We start from the raw sequence: 13,900 nt of genomic DNA, 5'->3' as shown, positions 1-13,900 counted from the left end.
CGCTCCTTTGACGATCCGCAAAACACGCATCCCGGGACGATGCGTGAGAGTTGACCCCTTGCCGGGCGTCAGCACAAGTGATAATAGCGGTACCGTCGCCTCGCGTGGCACTGTGGCCGTAAGTGACAACAGAACCACGATCCGCCTCGTGCCCGAGCGGACGGCGGGGGAGACACACCTAGCGCGCTCACCCCCGTCGTCTTCGAGGTCGGTCTCGTGGTCGGCCGTCGCCGGTGTGGCACCTTTCCGGCTCGTAGAGTTGAGTCATGACTCGGCGGCTCGAAGCGATTGCGGCGATGGATGCTGCCGCCCTCGTTCCCCGACTGCGCGCGGCGCTCTCCGGTGACGGCCCGGCGTTGCTGCCGCGGCAGGCGTCGCCCACGAGCGCCGAGGCATTCGCAGCGCCGCTGCCCGCCGAGGTGAGCGCGGGCGTCTCGCTCGTGATCGAGACATCCGGATCGACCGGGGTGCCCAAGCGGGTTGCGCTGTCGACGGATGCGCTGCTGGCCAGCGCCGCGGCATCCGCGGGCGCACTGGGCGGGCAGGGCCAATGGCTGCTCGCGCTGCCCGCGCACTACATTGCCGGAGTTCAGGTGCTCGTGCGTTCCATCGTTGCCGGCACAGAGCCGGTGCTGCTGCCAGCTGGTCATTTCGACCCGACCGCCTTCGCCCGGGCGGCGCAGGCGATGACCGGCGACGCCCGCTTCGTCTCGCTGGTTCCGGTGCAACTCGCCCGGCTGCTGGACGCCGCAGTGAACGATGCGGCACTGCGGGCGACGCTGCAACGCTTCGACGGCATTCTCGTGGGGGGCCAGGCGCTGCCGCCCACGCTGCGGGAGCGCTCGCTCGCCGCCGGGGTGCGGGTCACGCGCACCTACGGTTCCAGCGAGACCTGCGGCGGATGCGTGTACGACGGCGTGCCCATCGGCACCGCCCGCGCGCGGCTGGCCGACGGGCAGCTCGAGCTCGGCGGACCGATGCTGGCCGAGGGCTATCTGGGCGACCCCGAACGCACGGATGCCGCCTTCCACGACGCAGACGGAACCCGCTGGTACCGCACGGGTGACCTCGGCGCCGTTGCTGACGATGGCACCGTGAGCGTGCTCGGTCGCGCCGATAATGTGATCATCTCCGGCGGCGAGAAGGTGCTGCTCGATGCCGTCGAGCGGGCGGTGCGGGAGCGTGCGGGTTTCGAGGAGGCGGTGGTCGTCGGCGCGGTCAGCGACGAGTGGGGGCAGGTGCCGGTCGTCGTGACGGCGGGCGAAGCATCCGTGTCTCTGGCTGAACTGCGCGCCCGAGTGACGGCGGTGCTGGGCCGAGCCGCGGCCCCCGCGCGCATCGTGACCGTGCCCGAGCTGCCGCAGCTGCCATCGGGCAAGCCCGACCGTCTGGCGATCGCCGCGCTCGCGGGCCTCGATAGAATGCGGCTGTGATGAGTCAGAACCGCACGAAGCGCTCTTCGGCACGATCGGGCGCCCGGCGAGGTCGCCCCGTCCCCCCGAAGGCGAAGGTGAAGCCGGCCACGGCATCCGACTGGATCGCCGGGGCGCGTCTGCGCACGCTGCCGCTGGCGATAGCCCCCGTCGTCATAGGCACGGGCGCATCCGTCGTGGCCGTCGGCGGTGGAAAGTTGCACTGGGTGCTCGGGCTTGCCTGTCTGGCCGTCGCGCTGTTTCTGCAGGTCGGCGTGAACTATGCCAACGACTACTCCGACGGCGTGCGCGGCACGGATGCCGCGCGCGTGGGCCCCTCCCGCCTCACCGGCTCGGGCAAGGCGAAGGCGCGCACCGTCTTGATCGTCGCCCTCGTGTTCTTCGCTCTCGCGGCGCTCGCGGGGCTGGCGCTGGTGATCCGCACGCAGCAGTGGTGGCTGCTGGCGGTGGGTGCCGCCGCCATTCTGGCCGCCTGGTTCTACACGGGCGGCAAGCGCCCCTACGGCTACAACGCGCTCGGTGAGCTCTTCGTCTTCGTCTTCTTCGGGCTCGTCGCCACCGCCGGTACCACCTTCGTGATAGCCGGCCGGGTCAACCTGGAGGGTTGGCTGGGCGGGGTGGCCGCCGGCTTCATCGCCTGCGCGGTGCTGCTGGCGAACAACCTGCGCGACATCGATTCAGACCGCCAATCGGGCAAACGTACCCTCACGGTGCTGATCGGTGCCACCGCAACCCGCGTGCTGTACTGCGTGCTGCTGGTTTTGGCCTACCTGATTCTGGCCTTTTTCGCGCTGTTCTATCCCTTCGCGTGGCTGGGTTTCTTCACCCTGCTCGCTGCGGTGCCTGCCGTGCTGATCATGATCACGGCGAAGACGTCGAAAGAGTTGATTCTGGTGCTGCAGCTGACGAGTCTCGTCGGCCTCGCGGTCGGAGTCTTCCTGGGCGTGGCCTTCGCGCTGAACTTCTAGCGCGGGGTCAGGCCGTCGGATCGTGACGGGCGGGCTCGACCGGAGCCGTCGCATCCGTCGCCGCGTCTTCGGCCTCGTCGTCATCGTTCGGCAGGGGCTTCTCGCGGTGTCGGCGGTCGTAGATGTCACGGGCCACGGCGTCGCGCGGCTTGCCCAGCAGCAGGAACGAGAGACACATGCCGATGACCGCCGCGGCGATGATCGCCACCCAATAGATCACTCCGAGCAGCATCAGGGCCACGAGCGGCAGCACGAAAAGCAACAGGCGCAGCACCGTGAACAAGAGGAAGGGGGAGCGGGGTTTCACGGTCTTCAGTCTAGGCACGGCTTGCTGGGATTAAGATGACTGTATGCCTCGGTTATTGGTGGTGCTGGTCGTCGCAGCAGTCGCCTTCTACGTCTTCTCGATAGTGGACTGCGCACTCTCCGACGGCAATCGGGTGCGCACACTCTCCAAGACCAGTTGGGTGCTGATAGTTCTCATCCCGGTTCTCGGTGGGCTTCTCTGGTTCTTCTTCGGTCGGGCCCGCCGCGGCAACGACCGGGGCGGAGCGCGCACGATTGCTCCGGATGACGACCCCGCGTTCCTGGGCAGCCTCGGTCGTGACACGCAGCAGGAGGAGCGCATCCGCCGCCTTGAGCGCGAACTCGCCGAGCTGGACGACAAGGGCGGCGACCCCGACAAACCCGGCCGCAAGGATGCCTGACGCCCCAGCTGTGAGCCCCGCTTCTGACTTCTCCGCGGCGCTGCTGACGAGTTTCGTTCGCCTCGGTGTGCACGACATCGTGCTCAGCCCGGGTTCGCGCTCGCAGGCGCTCGCCCTCGTGGCCGCCGAGCTGGAAAGTGCCGGCGCCGTGCGTCTGCATGTACGCATCGACGAACGGGTCGCAGGCTTTCTTGCCCTTGGACTCGCCGTCGAATCACGCCTGCCTGCCCTCGTCATCACGACGAGTGGCACCGCCACCGCCAATCTGCACCCCGCCGTGCTCGAGGCGCACCACTCGGGTGTGCCCATGATCCTGCTGACGGCCGACCGGCCGACCGAATTGCGAGGCATCCGCTCGAATCAGACCACCGTGCAGCCCGGCATGTATGGCGAGGCTGTGCGGCTCTGCGAGGACGTGCCCGCACCCGTCGGTGATGCCCGTGAGGCGGATGCCGCGGTCGAGCTCGCGCGCCGGGCGCTGGATGCGGCGCTCGGCACCGTGTCACACGAGCCCGGCCCGGTGCAGCTGAACCTCGCGTTCCGTGAGCCGCTGTCTTCCGTGATCTCGCTGGTTGAGGAGCGAGGAACGAGCGTCTCGAAACCAGCTGCGCGCGGTCTCGGTTTCGAGACGCTCGTTCCTCGCTCCTCAACCAGCATTTCCATTCCGCGCGGCCCGCGCACCGTCGTCATCGCGGGCCATGGGGCCGGTCCCGACGCCGAAGAGCTCGCGCACATGGGCGGCTGGCCGCTCATCGCCGAGGTCTCCAGCGGCGCCCGCTTCGGCCGCAACCTCATCGTGGCCTACCGCGAACTGCTGGCCGACCCGCAATTCGGGGGCCGCGTCGAGCGCGCAATAGTGTTCGGGCATCCGACGCTCAGCCGCGAAATACCTGCCCTGCTCACACGCGACGACGTCGAGGTGATGGTCGTGGCGCCGAGCGGTGCCGAGTTCTACAATCCCGGCCGCCGTGTCGCCGCGGCCGTGAGCGCGGTCTCGATCGACCCCGATTCGCCGGCGCCCGACGACGCGCGCGCCTGGCTCGGCAGCTGGGTTCTCACCAGCAGATCGCTTCGCGAGAAGGCGGATGCCGCGGCCGGCCCCGACCACATCGCTCCCGACGTCGATGCCTCCCGCTCGCACGTACCCGCCGACCGCATCGCTTTCGCCCGTGCCGAGTTCGCCGCCGTGCGCGCGGCCGTCACCCGCGACATGCTCGTGGAGGCGCTCTGGCGCTTCACCTGGCCGCACGACAGGCTCGTGTTCGGGGCATCCCGGCTCATTCGTGACGCCGACCGTGCCGTGCCGGGCAAGAAGATCCGCGTGCACTCCAACCGGGGACTTGCCGGCATCGACGGCACGGTCTCCACCGCGATAGGCATCGCGCTCGCCAGCCAGAATTCCCTGGATGGCGCCGCCGCGCCCGGGGTTACCCGCGTTCTGCTCGGCGACCTCGCCCTGCTGCACGACGCGGGTGCGCTGCTGTTCGGCGAGGGCGAGGCTCGCCCCAACATCCAGGTGGTCGTCGGCAACGATGGCGGCGGCACCATCTTCGACGCCCTCGAGGTCGCCTTCACGGCGTCCCCCGCCGCTTTCGACCGGGTCATGTTCACACCGCAGCGGGCGGATGTCGCGGCGCTGGCATCCGCATACGGCTGGGGCTACACGAAGGCCACCACTCACGGCGAGCTCGACCAGGCGCTGTCGGCGCCGGCGGAAGGCCCCAGCATCGTCGAGGTGTCCCTCACCCGCTGATCCTCAACCTGCGGAGGCGCGCGCGTGCCAAGATGAGGGTACGCGTTGAGGGGGAGGCATTGTGGCCGGTCACGAAGGATTCTGGGCAGAAGATCCCGCCGCGCTGTTGCGGGCGGGCAGCGGCTTCGTCCTCGCCGATCAGCAGACGGATGCGCATCCGGGTTTCGACGGCGACAAGAAAGACGGCCGGCGCGCGCTGGCCGTCGGCGCCGGCATTCTCGCCGAGCAGCAGGAGCGCCTCTTCGCCGCGAGCACGGCGGGCGACACCCGAAGCGTGCTGCTCGTGCTGCAGGCGATGGACACGGCGGGCAAGGGCGGCATTGTCGGCCACGTCGTGGGCGCGGTCAACCCGCAGGGCGTGCATTACACAGCGTTCAAGAAGCCCACAAAAGAAGAGCTCGCGCACGATTTTCTGTGGCGGGTGCGTTCCGCGGTACCTGGCGCTGGCATGATCGGCGTCTTCGATCGCTCGCACTACGAAGACGTGCTCATCGGCAAGGTGCGCTCGCTCGCCGATGCGCAGGAAATCGAGCGCCGCTATGGCGCCATCAACGATTTCGAGACCGAGCTGGCGGCATCCGGAACCAGCATCGTCAAGGTGATGCTGCACATCAGTTCGGCCGAGCAGAAGGCCAGACTGCAGGCTCGGCTGGATGAGCCGGACAAGCACTGGAAGTACAAGCCGGGCGACGTCGACGAGCGGATGCTGTGGGCCGACTACCAGGAGGCGTACCAGGCCGTCTTCGACCGCACCTCGACAGAGGCAGCCCCGTGGTTCGTGGTTCCGGCCGACAGGAAGTGGTACGCACGGCTGGCCGTACAGCACCTCGTGATCGATGCGATCGAGCGCATGAACCTGGCCTGGCCGACGGCCGACTACGACGTCGAGGGCGAGAAGAAGCGGCTCTCCGCCACATAAGTCCTGTCGCTCAGCCGAAGGCTTCGACGATGGGGCGCATCTTCATCTTCGACTCGACAAGCTCGTTCTGCGGCTCCGAGTCTGCAACTATGCCGCATCCGGCATATGCCGTGATGTCGCCGGTCGGCGACACCTGCGCGCCACGCAGCGCGATGGCCCACTCGCCGTCGCCATCGGCGCCCACCCAGCCGACAGGCCCGGCATAGCGACCGCGGTCGAACGGTTCGAGTTCGGCGATGAGGCGCAGCGCATCCGCGGTGGGGGTGCCGGCGACGGCGGCCGTGGGGTGCAGCGCGGCCACGAGATCAAGGGAGGTCGATCCGTCGCTGAGCGTGCCGGCAACATCCGTGGCCAGATGCCACAGGTTGGGCAGCTTGAGCGTGAACGGAATCTCGCTGCTGGCGAGGTTGGGGCTGTGCGGCCGCAGCGCGTCGAGCACGCTGGTCACGGCCAGGGCGTGCTCGTTCTGGTCTTTGGGGTTCGCGGCGAGGGTGACAGCGTGATCGTGGTCGGATGCGGCATCCGGCCCCCGAGAGATGGTGCCGGCCAGCACTCGGGCACTCACCTCGCCGTCGTGCACGCGCACGAGCGTCTCAGGGCTGGAGCCGATAAGGCCGTCGACGGCATACGTCCAGCATTCGGGGTAGCCGAGCGCGAGCTCCATGAGCGCACGGCGTAGGTCGGACTCCTGCGGCAGGTGGCCCACGAGGTCGCGGGCGAGCACCACCTTGTTCAGCTCCTGATGGCGGATGCGTTCCACCGCCTTCGCGACGGCCTCGCGGTACGCGTCGGGCGGCATCGCACCGGGCAACAGTGAGAGCCGGTACTCGGCGCCGAGCGGGGTGGGGCGCGGGGTGGGGTGGGGCGCGGGAGTGGCGCCGCCGTCACCCTGCTTGCGGGAGACGCGTGTGATCCAGCTGCGACCGTTGTGTCGGCCCACGATGATCTCGGGAACGATGAGAACGCTGGTGACAGCGCTCGCGGGTGAGAAGGAGAAGGCGCCGAAGGCGACGAGGCCGGTGCCCGGGGCGGAGATGGGGTCTGTGACGTCTGCGGCGGCGACGAGCTGCTGCCACGCGGCGGCGGCATCCGTGATCCGGGTGGGGCCGGAGAATTCGAGGCGCACCGCCTCGCCGATGCCGGCGATGCCCTCGCCGCGGCGCACCCAGAGCAGGGGAGTACGCGAATCGAGCAGGGGGATGAGTCGGCCGACGTCGTCGAGAGGAACGGTTTCAACGTGCAGCGCGGTGATGCCGCTCGTGCGAACCGCGGTTGCTGTTGCAGTCACTTCATCAGCCTACTTCGCGCGGGTGAGAGCATGCTGCACGGAGGTCTCGATACGCTCGTTTCTCGTTTCTCGTTACTCGACGATCGCAGCCCTCTGGCTCCGATCGTAAGCAACGCCGAATAGACTTGAGATGTGAGCAAGGCCGATCTGACCAAGCAACCTGATCAGGTCGCCGCGATGTTCGACGACGTGTCCACTCATTACGACCGCACCAACACGGTGCTGTCGATGGGAAATTCGACACTGTGGCGAATCGCGACGACCCGTGCGGTCGACCCCGCATCCGGTGAGCGCATTCTCGACGTCGCGGCCGGCACGGGCACCTCAAGCGTTGCTCTCACCAAGACGGGCGCGCGCGTTGTGGCCGCCGATTTCTCCGCCGGCATGATCGAGGTGGGCAGAAAGCGCAACGCCGACAACGCCTTCGTGGAGTTCGTTGAGGCGGATGCCACGAAGCTGCCTTTCGACGACGCTCACTTCGACGCCGTTACCATCTCGTTCGGCCTGCGCAACGTGGTGAACCCCGAGAAGGCGCTCGCCGAGTTCTACCGGGTTACCAGGCCCGGCGGCCGCGTTGTGATCTGTGAGTTCTCCACGCCGCCGCTCGCCCTCATTCGCAGCGGCTATTTCGCCTATCTGCGCTATGGCATGCCCGTGCTCGTCAAGCTGGCCAGCTCGAACCCGGTGGCGTACGAGTACCTCATGGACTCGATTCGCGACTGGCCCACCCAGCAGAGGCTGAGTGCATGGCTGCGCGAGGCCGGGTACGAACAGGTGGCGTACCGCAACCTCACGGCCGGCATTGTGGCGCTGCACCGCGGTATCAAGCCGTTCGGTGTCAAGCCGCTCGCGGCAGCCCCTGACAGGGAGAAGAACTAGTGGCGGCCTCCGGCGTCCCCGTGGCGAGGCGCGCCTCCCTCTCCAGCCACCTCGGTGTCAGCGAGCGCATCTTCGCGTCGAGCGAAGACAAGCACTTCGCCGCGGCCGTCGAGGCGGGGCTCGACCTGGTCGAAGAGGGATTGCATGCCGAGATGCGCTTCGCCGACAATCTGGCGGATGTGACGGCTCGCTACCTGCTCGAGGCTGGCGGCAAGCGTGTGCGCCCCATGCTCACCCTGCTCGCGGCGCAATTGGGTACAGGCAACAACCCTCAGGTGATCACCGCGGCGCAGGCCATCGAGATCACCCACCTTGCCTCGCTCTATCACGATGACGTCATGGACGAAGCGCAGATGCGCCGTGGCGTTCCCAGCGCCCAGTACGTGTGGGGAAATTCGGTTGCCGTGCTCACGGGAGACCTGCTTTTCGCCCGCGCCAGCAAGCTCGTGGCGTCGCTCGGTGAGCGGGCCATTAAGCTGCAGACCGACACCTTCGAGCGGCTCTGCCTGGGCCAGCTGCACGAGACTATTGGCCCGCGGGACGACGAAGACCCGATCGACCAGTACATCCAGGTGCTCTCCGACAAGACGGGCTCGCTCATTGCGGCGGCGGCACAGCTCGGCGTCATCTTCTCGAATGCCCCGGCGGAATACGAGCAGCCCGTCGTGATCTTCGGCGAGAAGATCGGCATAGCCTTTCAGCTCATCGACGACGTGATTGACCTCTCCGCCGCAGGCGAGCAGACCGGTAAGACGCCCGGTACAGACCTTCGTGCGGGCGTTGCGACGCTGCCGCTGCTTCGCCTGCGGGCGCAGGCACCGACGGATGCCGCATCCGCTGACTTGCTCGCCCGTCTCGAACGCGACGTGATTGGCATCGCGGAGGGCACGGGCGATGCCCAGGCTGCGGAGTCGGCGATCACGGCGCTGCGCGAGCACGACGTGACCGCGCAGACGCTCACGGAGGCGCACCGCTGGGCCCGCGAGGCCGTGGAGGCGCTTGCCCCGCTGCCGAGCGGCCCCGTGAAGAAGGCGCTCACGCGCTTTGCAGAGACCATCGTCGAGCGCTCGAGTTGACGCGCGCGAAAGGACACAACGCATGACCAAGCTTCGACTGGCCATCGTCGGGGCGGGCCCGGCGGGCATCTACGCCGCCGACATCCTGCTGAAGGCCGAGCGCGGCTTCGAGGTCTCCATCGACCTGTTCGACCAGTTGCCGGCGCCGTACGGGCTGGTGCGCTATGGCGTCGCCCCCGACCATCCGCGCATCAAGGGCATTATCACGGCGCTGCGCGAGGTGATCGACCGCGGTGACATTCGCCTCTTCGGCAATGTGCGCTTTGGCGAGGACATCACTCTTGACGACCTGAAGAAGCACTACAACGCGGTCATCTTTGCCACGGGTGCGGTGCGTGACGCCGGGCTCGATATCCCGGGCGTCGAGTTGGAGGGGTCGTACGGCGCCGCCGACTTCGTGAGCTGGTTCGACGGGCATCCGGATGTGCCGCGCACCTGGCCGCTTGAGGCCGCCTCGGTTGCCGTGATCGGCAACGGCAACGTGGCGCTGGATGTCTCGCGCATGCTTGCCAAGCACGCCGACGACCTGCTCCCCACCGAGATTCCCGCGAATGTCTATGAAGTGCTCAAGAACTCGGCCGTCACCGATGTGCATGTCTTCGGTCGCCGCGGGCCGGCGCAGGTGAAGTTCACCCCGCTGGAGCTGCGCGAGCTGGGCGAGCTGCGCGACGTGGACATGGTGCTCTACGACGAGGACTTCGACTACGACGAGGCCTCGAAGGCGGCCATCGCCAGCAACAAGCAGGTGATGGTGATCGATCGCGTGCTGCAGAAGTGGCGCGAGCGCCCTTCGGTCAACGGGCAGGGCGGCCAAGCATCGCGCCGGCTGCACCTGCACTTCTATGCCAAGCCGCTCGAGATCGTGGGCGACGAGAACGGCCGGGTCGCGGGCATCCGCTACGAACGAACCGAGCCGGATGGCGAGGGTGGGGTGCGCGGTACCGGTGAGACCCGCACCGTCGACGTGCAGGCCGTGTATCGCGCCGTTGGATACTTCGGAACGCCGCTGCCCGGGGTGCCCTTCGACAAGAAGCGGGGCACGATTCCCAACCGCGAGGGCCAGGTGCTGCACCGCGGCTCGTCGTCGAGCGATTCGTCACAGGGCCACGAGGTCATGTCGGGGGTCTACGCAACGGGCTGGATCAAGCGCGGCCCCGTCGGCCTGATCGGGCACACCAAATCGGATGCCATGGAGACCATCAAGCGCGTGATCAACGGCCAGGGCAGCTGGTGGAACCCGGAGTCGCCCTCGGAGGAGTCGGTCGTGGAGCTGCTGCGTTCACGCGGCATCGAGTACACGAACCTCGACGGCTGGCACAACCTCGACCAGCACGAGCTGGCGCTCGGCGAGGCCGAGGGCCGCACCCGCATCAAGGTCGTGCCCCGCGACGAGATGGTGCGCGTCTCCAACGACGGCCCCTCCGCTGGTTGAGGAGGACTCGACGAAGGAGGGTCCGTCTCGAAACCTACCCGCGCGGCAGATTTCGAGACACGGCCTCGTTCCTCGACCGCTCCTCAATCAACGCCTGACTCAGCGCAAGTTCACGAACTGCAGCGCGACATCCAGATCGGCGCCCTTGAGAAGCGCCATCGTGGCCTGAAGGTCGTCGCGGCTCTTCGATGAGACCCGCAATTCGTCGCCCTGAATCTGGCTCTTGACGCTCTTGGGCGCCTCGTCGCGGATCAGCTTGCTGATCTTCTTGGCGGCATCCTGCTCGATGCCGCTCTTCAGGGAGGTTTCGATGCGGTACTCCTTGCCCGAGGCGTACGGTTCGCCGGCGTCGAGGCTGCGCAGGGAGATGCCGCGCTTGATCAGCTTCGACTCGTAGACCTCGAGCACGGCCTTCGCGCGCTCCTCGCTGTTGGCCTTGATGAGCACCTTCTCGCCGCTTTGCTCCACGGATGCCCCGACATTCTTGAAGTCGTACCGCTGCGCAATCTCCTTCTGCGCCTGGTGGAGGGCGTTGTCCGCCTCCATCTGATCGACCTTGCTCACGACGTCAAATGTTGAATCTGCCATGCCTCGAGTGTAGCCAGCGGGGCTAGGCCGTGGGGGTCGTCGTGCTCGAACGTACGATGAGTTCGTAGGGCAGCGGAATGTTCTCCGCGTTCTGGTCGCGGGTGGCGGGATGCAGTAGATCCATGAGAATTTCGACGGCCTTCTCTCCCTGTCCGCTGGGATACTGTGCCACCGTCGTGAGCCCGAAGAAGTCGGCAAGCTCGTGGTCGTCGATGCCGACGATGGAGACGTCGCGCGGCACGACGAGCCCGAGATCGCGGGCGGCCAGAATGCTGCCGATCGCCATCTCATCGGACGCCGCGAAGATGGCCGTGGGCCGCTCGCGCGGGTCACCCAAGAGTTGCTTCGCCGCCTGGTAACCGCCCTTGATAGTGAAATCCGCCGCCTGGAATGGCGCCGGGGTGCCCGCGAGGCCTGCCGCGGCCAGCGCCTGCTCGAAGCCGATGCGCCGGTTGGTGGGCAGATGGAAATCCTGGTCGCTCTCCTTGTCGCCACCGATATGCCCGATGCGGGTGTGGCCGAGCGAGAGCAGGTGTTCGGTGGCCAGCCTGGCCACGGCAACGTCGTCGATCGTGAGGGTGCGCACCCCGGCCAGCGGGCCGCCGACGCCCACGATGGGCTTGCCCAGAGCAAGAAGCCGACTCACCTCGTCTTCCGTGAGTTCCAGCGAAATGGCAATCACGGCATCCACTCGCTTGCGCAGCAGAAAGTGTTCGAAGACACTGCGACGCTCCTCGCCGCCCCCAGACAGGTTGTAGAGGGTGAGGTCGTAGCCGTGGCGCAGCAGCGCGCGTTCGGCGCCCTCGATGACGGATGCGAAGAACCAGCGGTTGAGAAACGGCACCACGGCGCCGATGTTCTTCGTGCGACCGGATGCCAGGCCCGACGCATTCGACGAGACAACGTACCCGAGTTGACCGGCGGCATCCGTCACCTTGATGCGTGTGGCGGGGGAGACATGGCCGTTGCCGCTCAGCGCGCGAGAGACCGTGGCGGTGGAGACGCCCGCAAGGCGCGCGACCTCGTCGATACCGCCCATGGCTCCCTCGCAACCGCTTATATCGTCTCGTGGCAATCCTAGTGATGGGGCCGTAAGACGCGGCCTCGCTCTGTTCAGGGACGTGCAATCGGGGTAGCGTCGGTGATCGTGGGTGCGTTTCGTCGGGCCGCGGGGGCCATCCTGACCATTGCCGTTGCGAGTGCGCTCGCGCTCGCGGGGTCGTCTGCAGCCGGTGCGGTCGGCGCGAACGAGGTAGGCGTCTTTCCGACGTGGACCATGGCCGGAAGCGCGGGATCATTTACGGGCACCGCCAGCTTCGCGAGCTCGACCGTGCCGAGCCCGGACATCACATCTGACTCGGTGTCGGTACGGAACCCCAGTGGAGAATCCGCATATCTTGGAGCTTCGACCGCCTTCGGGCAGGAGTTCGGCTCAACCCGCAGGCAGCCGTACCTGACGCTTCGCCCACAAAGTGCAAGCCCGGCGCCCACACCCCCGTCTTTGTCGACTCCGCCTCAGTCAACGACGACCATTGACTTCGGCTCACAGCAGCCGGTCGCTGGATGGGGCTTCGCGCTGGGCGACATCGACGCAGACTGGGCGTTCATTCAGGCGTACGACCAGAACGGCACGCTCCTTCCCACCGGAGTCCTTGGAGCGCAGGCGCCGGGAAACTATTGCGACAATGCTTCGCCGAAGCCCTCGGTGTGTAGCGGAACCGCCGCCCCGTTCGATGTGCCGACTTGGGTTCCAGGGCCGGGAACTCTTGATCGCACGTACGCGGGTTACGCGATCTCTTGGGCGCCCGGCACGATCGTGGGAAACGTCAACGACACGTCCGGCGCCTATATCTGGTTCAAGCCGGATGCGAACGTCCGTAAGGTGACGATCATCTACGGTGCTCTGGCGGGCAGTCCGGTCTACCAACTGTGGGTCGCCTCTCCGGCGGCAGCCACGACGATCACCGGCACCGTTGCTATCGAGGATGCGCCCCCGGGAACCGCGGTGCCTGCGGGAACGGTCGCCGACCTGAACAACGCCGATGGAACTCCCGTGCTCGCGATCGACGAGACGCCGGTCACCGTACCGGTGCAGCCGGATGGCACATATACCTTTACGACGGAGCAGCGGCCGAGCTATCAGATCGCGATCGACCCGCCTCCGGGCTATACGGCGCCCGCGCCGGTGACGGTGGTGGCGAATAGGGCGACGGTCGCCGCGCCTCCAGTCGTTGTGGTCGCACCGCCCGTGGTGACGCCTCCGCCGACCTCGCCTCCCACCACACCGTCGCCGACACCGACCGCTTCAATCACACCGGAACTGACGCTCGCAGCCACCGGTGCGGACATCGCTCCGTGGGGCTTTGGTGCGGCCGCTCTCGTGGTGTTGGGGGCGCTTGTTTTGGCGATTCCTGGCCTGAATCGGCGCAGGGAAAGGACGCGAGCACAGGCGGCCGAACGCATCCGCTAGCTTCGATTTACGTCAGAGCCCGCGGCCCGGTATCCTTGACGAGCGCGTTCGGTCAGATGAATACATGTGGTCGAGGGCGCCTGGCGAGTTACCCAAGCGGCCAAAGGGATCTGACTGTAAATCAGACTGCTCAGCATTCGGGGGTTCGAATCCCTCACTCGCCACCATGTGATGAGTCGGGACATCGTTGATAGATGTGTCGGGACATTGTTGATATTTATGAAGAGCCCGGCCATCGGCCGGGCTCTTTCATTTCGTTGCGTCAGTAGCTTTTGGTGGACTCGATGTTGTAGCTGCTGAGGATCTCGCCGGAGGTAGGGCCGCGCGCGAAGCCGGGCGAGCGACCCTACCCCATCAGATCAGTGATGCGCTCAGCTGCCTGCACCA

General features: G+C 67.1%; 13 protein-coding genes and 1 tRNA gene. 10 read left to right on the top strand and 4 right to left on the bottom strand.

The genetic code is table 11. The features are described 5' to 3' along the window. Positions 1-266 precede the first annotated feature (266 nt). Positions 267-1,433: an AMP-binding protein gene (locus ASC63_RS02560; protein ID WP_055809516.1), complete on the top strand. Its 1,167-nt coding sequence runs from the start codon at positions 267-269 to the stop codon at positions 1,431-1,433. After that, on the top strand, positions 1,433-2,401 hold the full coding sequence (locus ASC63_RS02555; RefSeq protein ID WP_055809512.1) for a 1,4-dihydroxy-2-naphthoate polyprenyltransferase: 969 nt from the start codon (positions 1,433-1,435) through the stop codon (positions 2,399-2,401). Before ASC63_RS02560 ends, ASC63_RS02555 begins: the two co-directional genes overlap by 1 nt. A gap of 7 nt (positions 2,402-2,408) precedes the next feature. On the opposite strand, the gene ASC63_RS02550 is transcribed toward ASC63_RS02555, so the two are convergent. After that, positions 2,409-2,708 (bottom strand): DUF4229 domain-containing protein, encoded by a 300-nt coding sequence (locus ASC63_RS02550; RefSeq protein ID WP_055809509.1) that lies wholly within the window; start codon positions 2,706-2,708, stop codon positions 2,409-2,411. Between the two features lie 43 nt (positions 2,709-2,751). On the opposite strand from ASC63_RS02550, the gene ASC63_RS02545 reads away from it, so the two are divergent. From ASC63_RS02545 to ASC63_RS02535, 3 genes are read left to right on the top strand one after another with little or no spacing between them, the layout of a single operon-like run. Further along, positions 2,752-3,108, top strand: coding sequence for a PLD nuclease N-terminal domain-containing protein (locus tag ASC63_RS02545; RefSeq protein WP_055809506.1), 357 nt, complete (start codon positions 2,752-2,754; stop codon positions 3,106-3,108). Next, a complete protein-coding gene (gene menD / locus ASC63_RS02540; protein WP_055809503.1) occupies positions 3,101-4,861 on the top strand; it encodes a 2-succinyl-5-enolpyruvyl-6-hydroxy-3-cyclohexene-1-carboxylic-acid synthase in 1,761 nt (586 codons plus the stop codon). Before ASC63_RS02545 ends, menD begins: the two co-directional genes overlap by 8 nt. Positions 4,862-4,919: 58 nt before the next feature. Beyond that, positions 4,920-5,780 carry a PPK2 family polyphosphate kinase gene (locus ASC63_RS02535; protein ID WP_055809501.1) on the top strand — a complete coding sequence of 287 codons (861 nt, stop codon included), beginning with the start codon at positions 4,920-4,922 and terminating at the stop codon, positions 5,778-5,780. Positions 5,781-5,790: 10 nt separating this feature from the next. On the opposite strand, the gene ASC63_RS02530 is transcribed toward ASC63_RS02535, so the two are convergent. Continuing rightward, positions 5,791-7,068 carry an isochorismate synthase gene (locus ASC63_RS02530; RefSeq protein ID WP_235491739.1) on the bottom strand — a complete coding sequence of 426 codons (1,278 nt, stop codon included), beginning with the start codon at positions 7,066-7,068 and terminating at the stop codon, positions 5,791-5,793. A gap of 132 nt (positions 7,069-7,200) precedes the next feature. On the opposite strand from ASC63_RS02530, the gene ASC63_RS02525 reads away from it, so the two are divergent. The 3 genes from ASC63_RS02525 to ASC63_RS02515 are packed head-to-tail and all read left to right on the top strand — an operon-like array spanning position 7,201 to position 10,455. Then, entirely contained in the window at positions 7,201-7,947 is a 747-nt protein-coding gene (locus ASC63_RS02525; protein ID WP_055809497.1) for a class I SAM-dependent methyltransferase, read from the top strand. Then, complete coding sequence (locus tag ASC63_RS02520; RefSeq protein WP_055809494.1) at positions 7,947-9,023, top strand: polyprenyl synthetase family protein; 1,077 nt, start codon at positions 7,947-7,949, stop codon at positions 9,021-9,023. Before ASC63_RS02525 ends, ASC63_RS02520 begins: the two co-directional genes overlap by 1 nt. A 22-nt stretch (positions 9,024-9,045) precedes the next feature. Beyond that, the gene (locus ASC63_RS02515) at positions 9,046-10,455 is read left to right on the top strand and encodes an FAD-dependent oxidoreductase (RefSeq protein ID WP_055809491.1); all 1,410 of its coding nucleotides are present in this window, start codon (positions 9,046-9,048) and stop codon (positions 10,453-10,455) included. 99 nt (positions 10,456-10,554) lie between these two features. Here the strand turns inward: ASC63_RS02515 and ASC63_RS02510 are convergent, their stop codons facing one another. Both ASC63_RS02510 and ASC63_RS02505 read right to left on the bottom strand, forming a co-directional pair. Further along, positions 10,555-11,043, bottom strand: a complete 489-nt coding sequence (locus ASC63_RS02510) for a YajQ family cyclic di-GMP-binding protein (protein ID WP_055809489.1) — start codon at positions 11,041-11,043, stop codon at positions 10,555-10,557. Between the two features lie 22 nt (positions 11,044-11,065). Further along, the gene (locus ASC63_RS02505) at positions 11,066-12,082 is read right to left on the bottom strand and encodes a LacI family DNA-binding transcriptional regulator (RefSeq protein WP_055809486.1); all 1,017 of its coding nucleotides are present in this window, start codon (positions 12,080-12,082) and stop codon (positions 11,066-11,068) included. A gap of 108 nt (positions 12,083-12,190) precedes the next feature. Here ASC63_RS02505 and ASC63_RS02500 point away from each other — a divergent pair, with 108 nt between their 5' ends. Then, positions 12,191-13,513: a hypothetical protein gene (locus ASC63_RS02500; RefSeq protein ID WP_157487553.1), complete on the top strand. Its 1,323-nt coding sequence runs from the start codon at positions 12,191-12,193 to the stop codon at positions 13,511-13,513. An 82-nt stretch (positions 13,514-13,595) separates the two neighbouring features. After that, a tRNA-Tyr gene (locus ASC63_RS02495) sits at positions 13,596-13,680 on the top strand. Positions 13,681-13,900 lie beyond the last annotated feature (220 nt).

The organism is Leifsonia sp. Root112D2 (assembly GCF_001424905.1).
Classification (GTDB): Bacteria; Actinomycetota; Actinomycetes; order Actinomycetales; family Microbacteriaceae; genus Root112D2.
The sequence above is the reverse complement of the archived record's forward strand: the minus strand, read 5'-3'. Positions and strand labels throughout refer to the sequence as shown.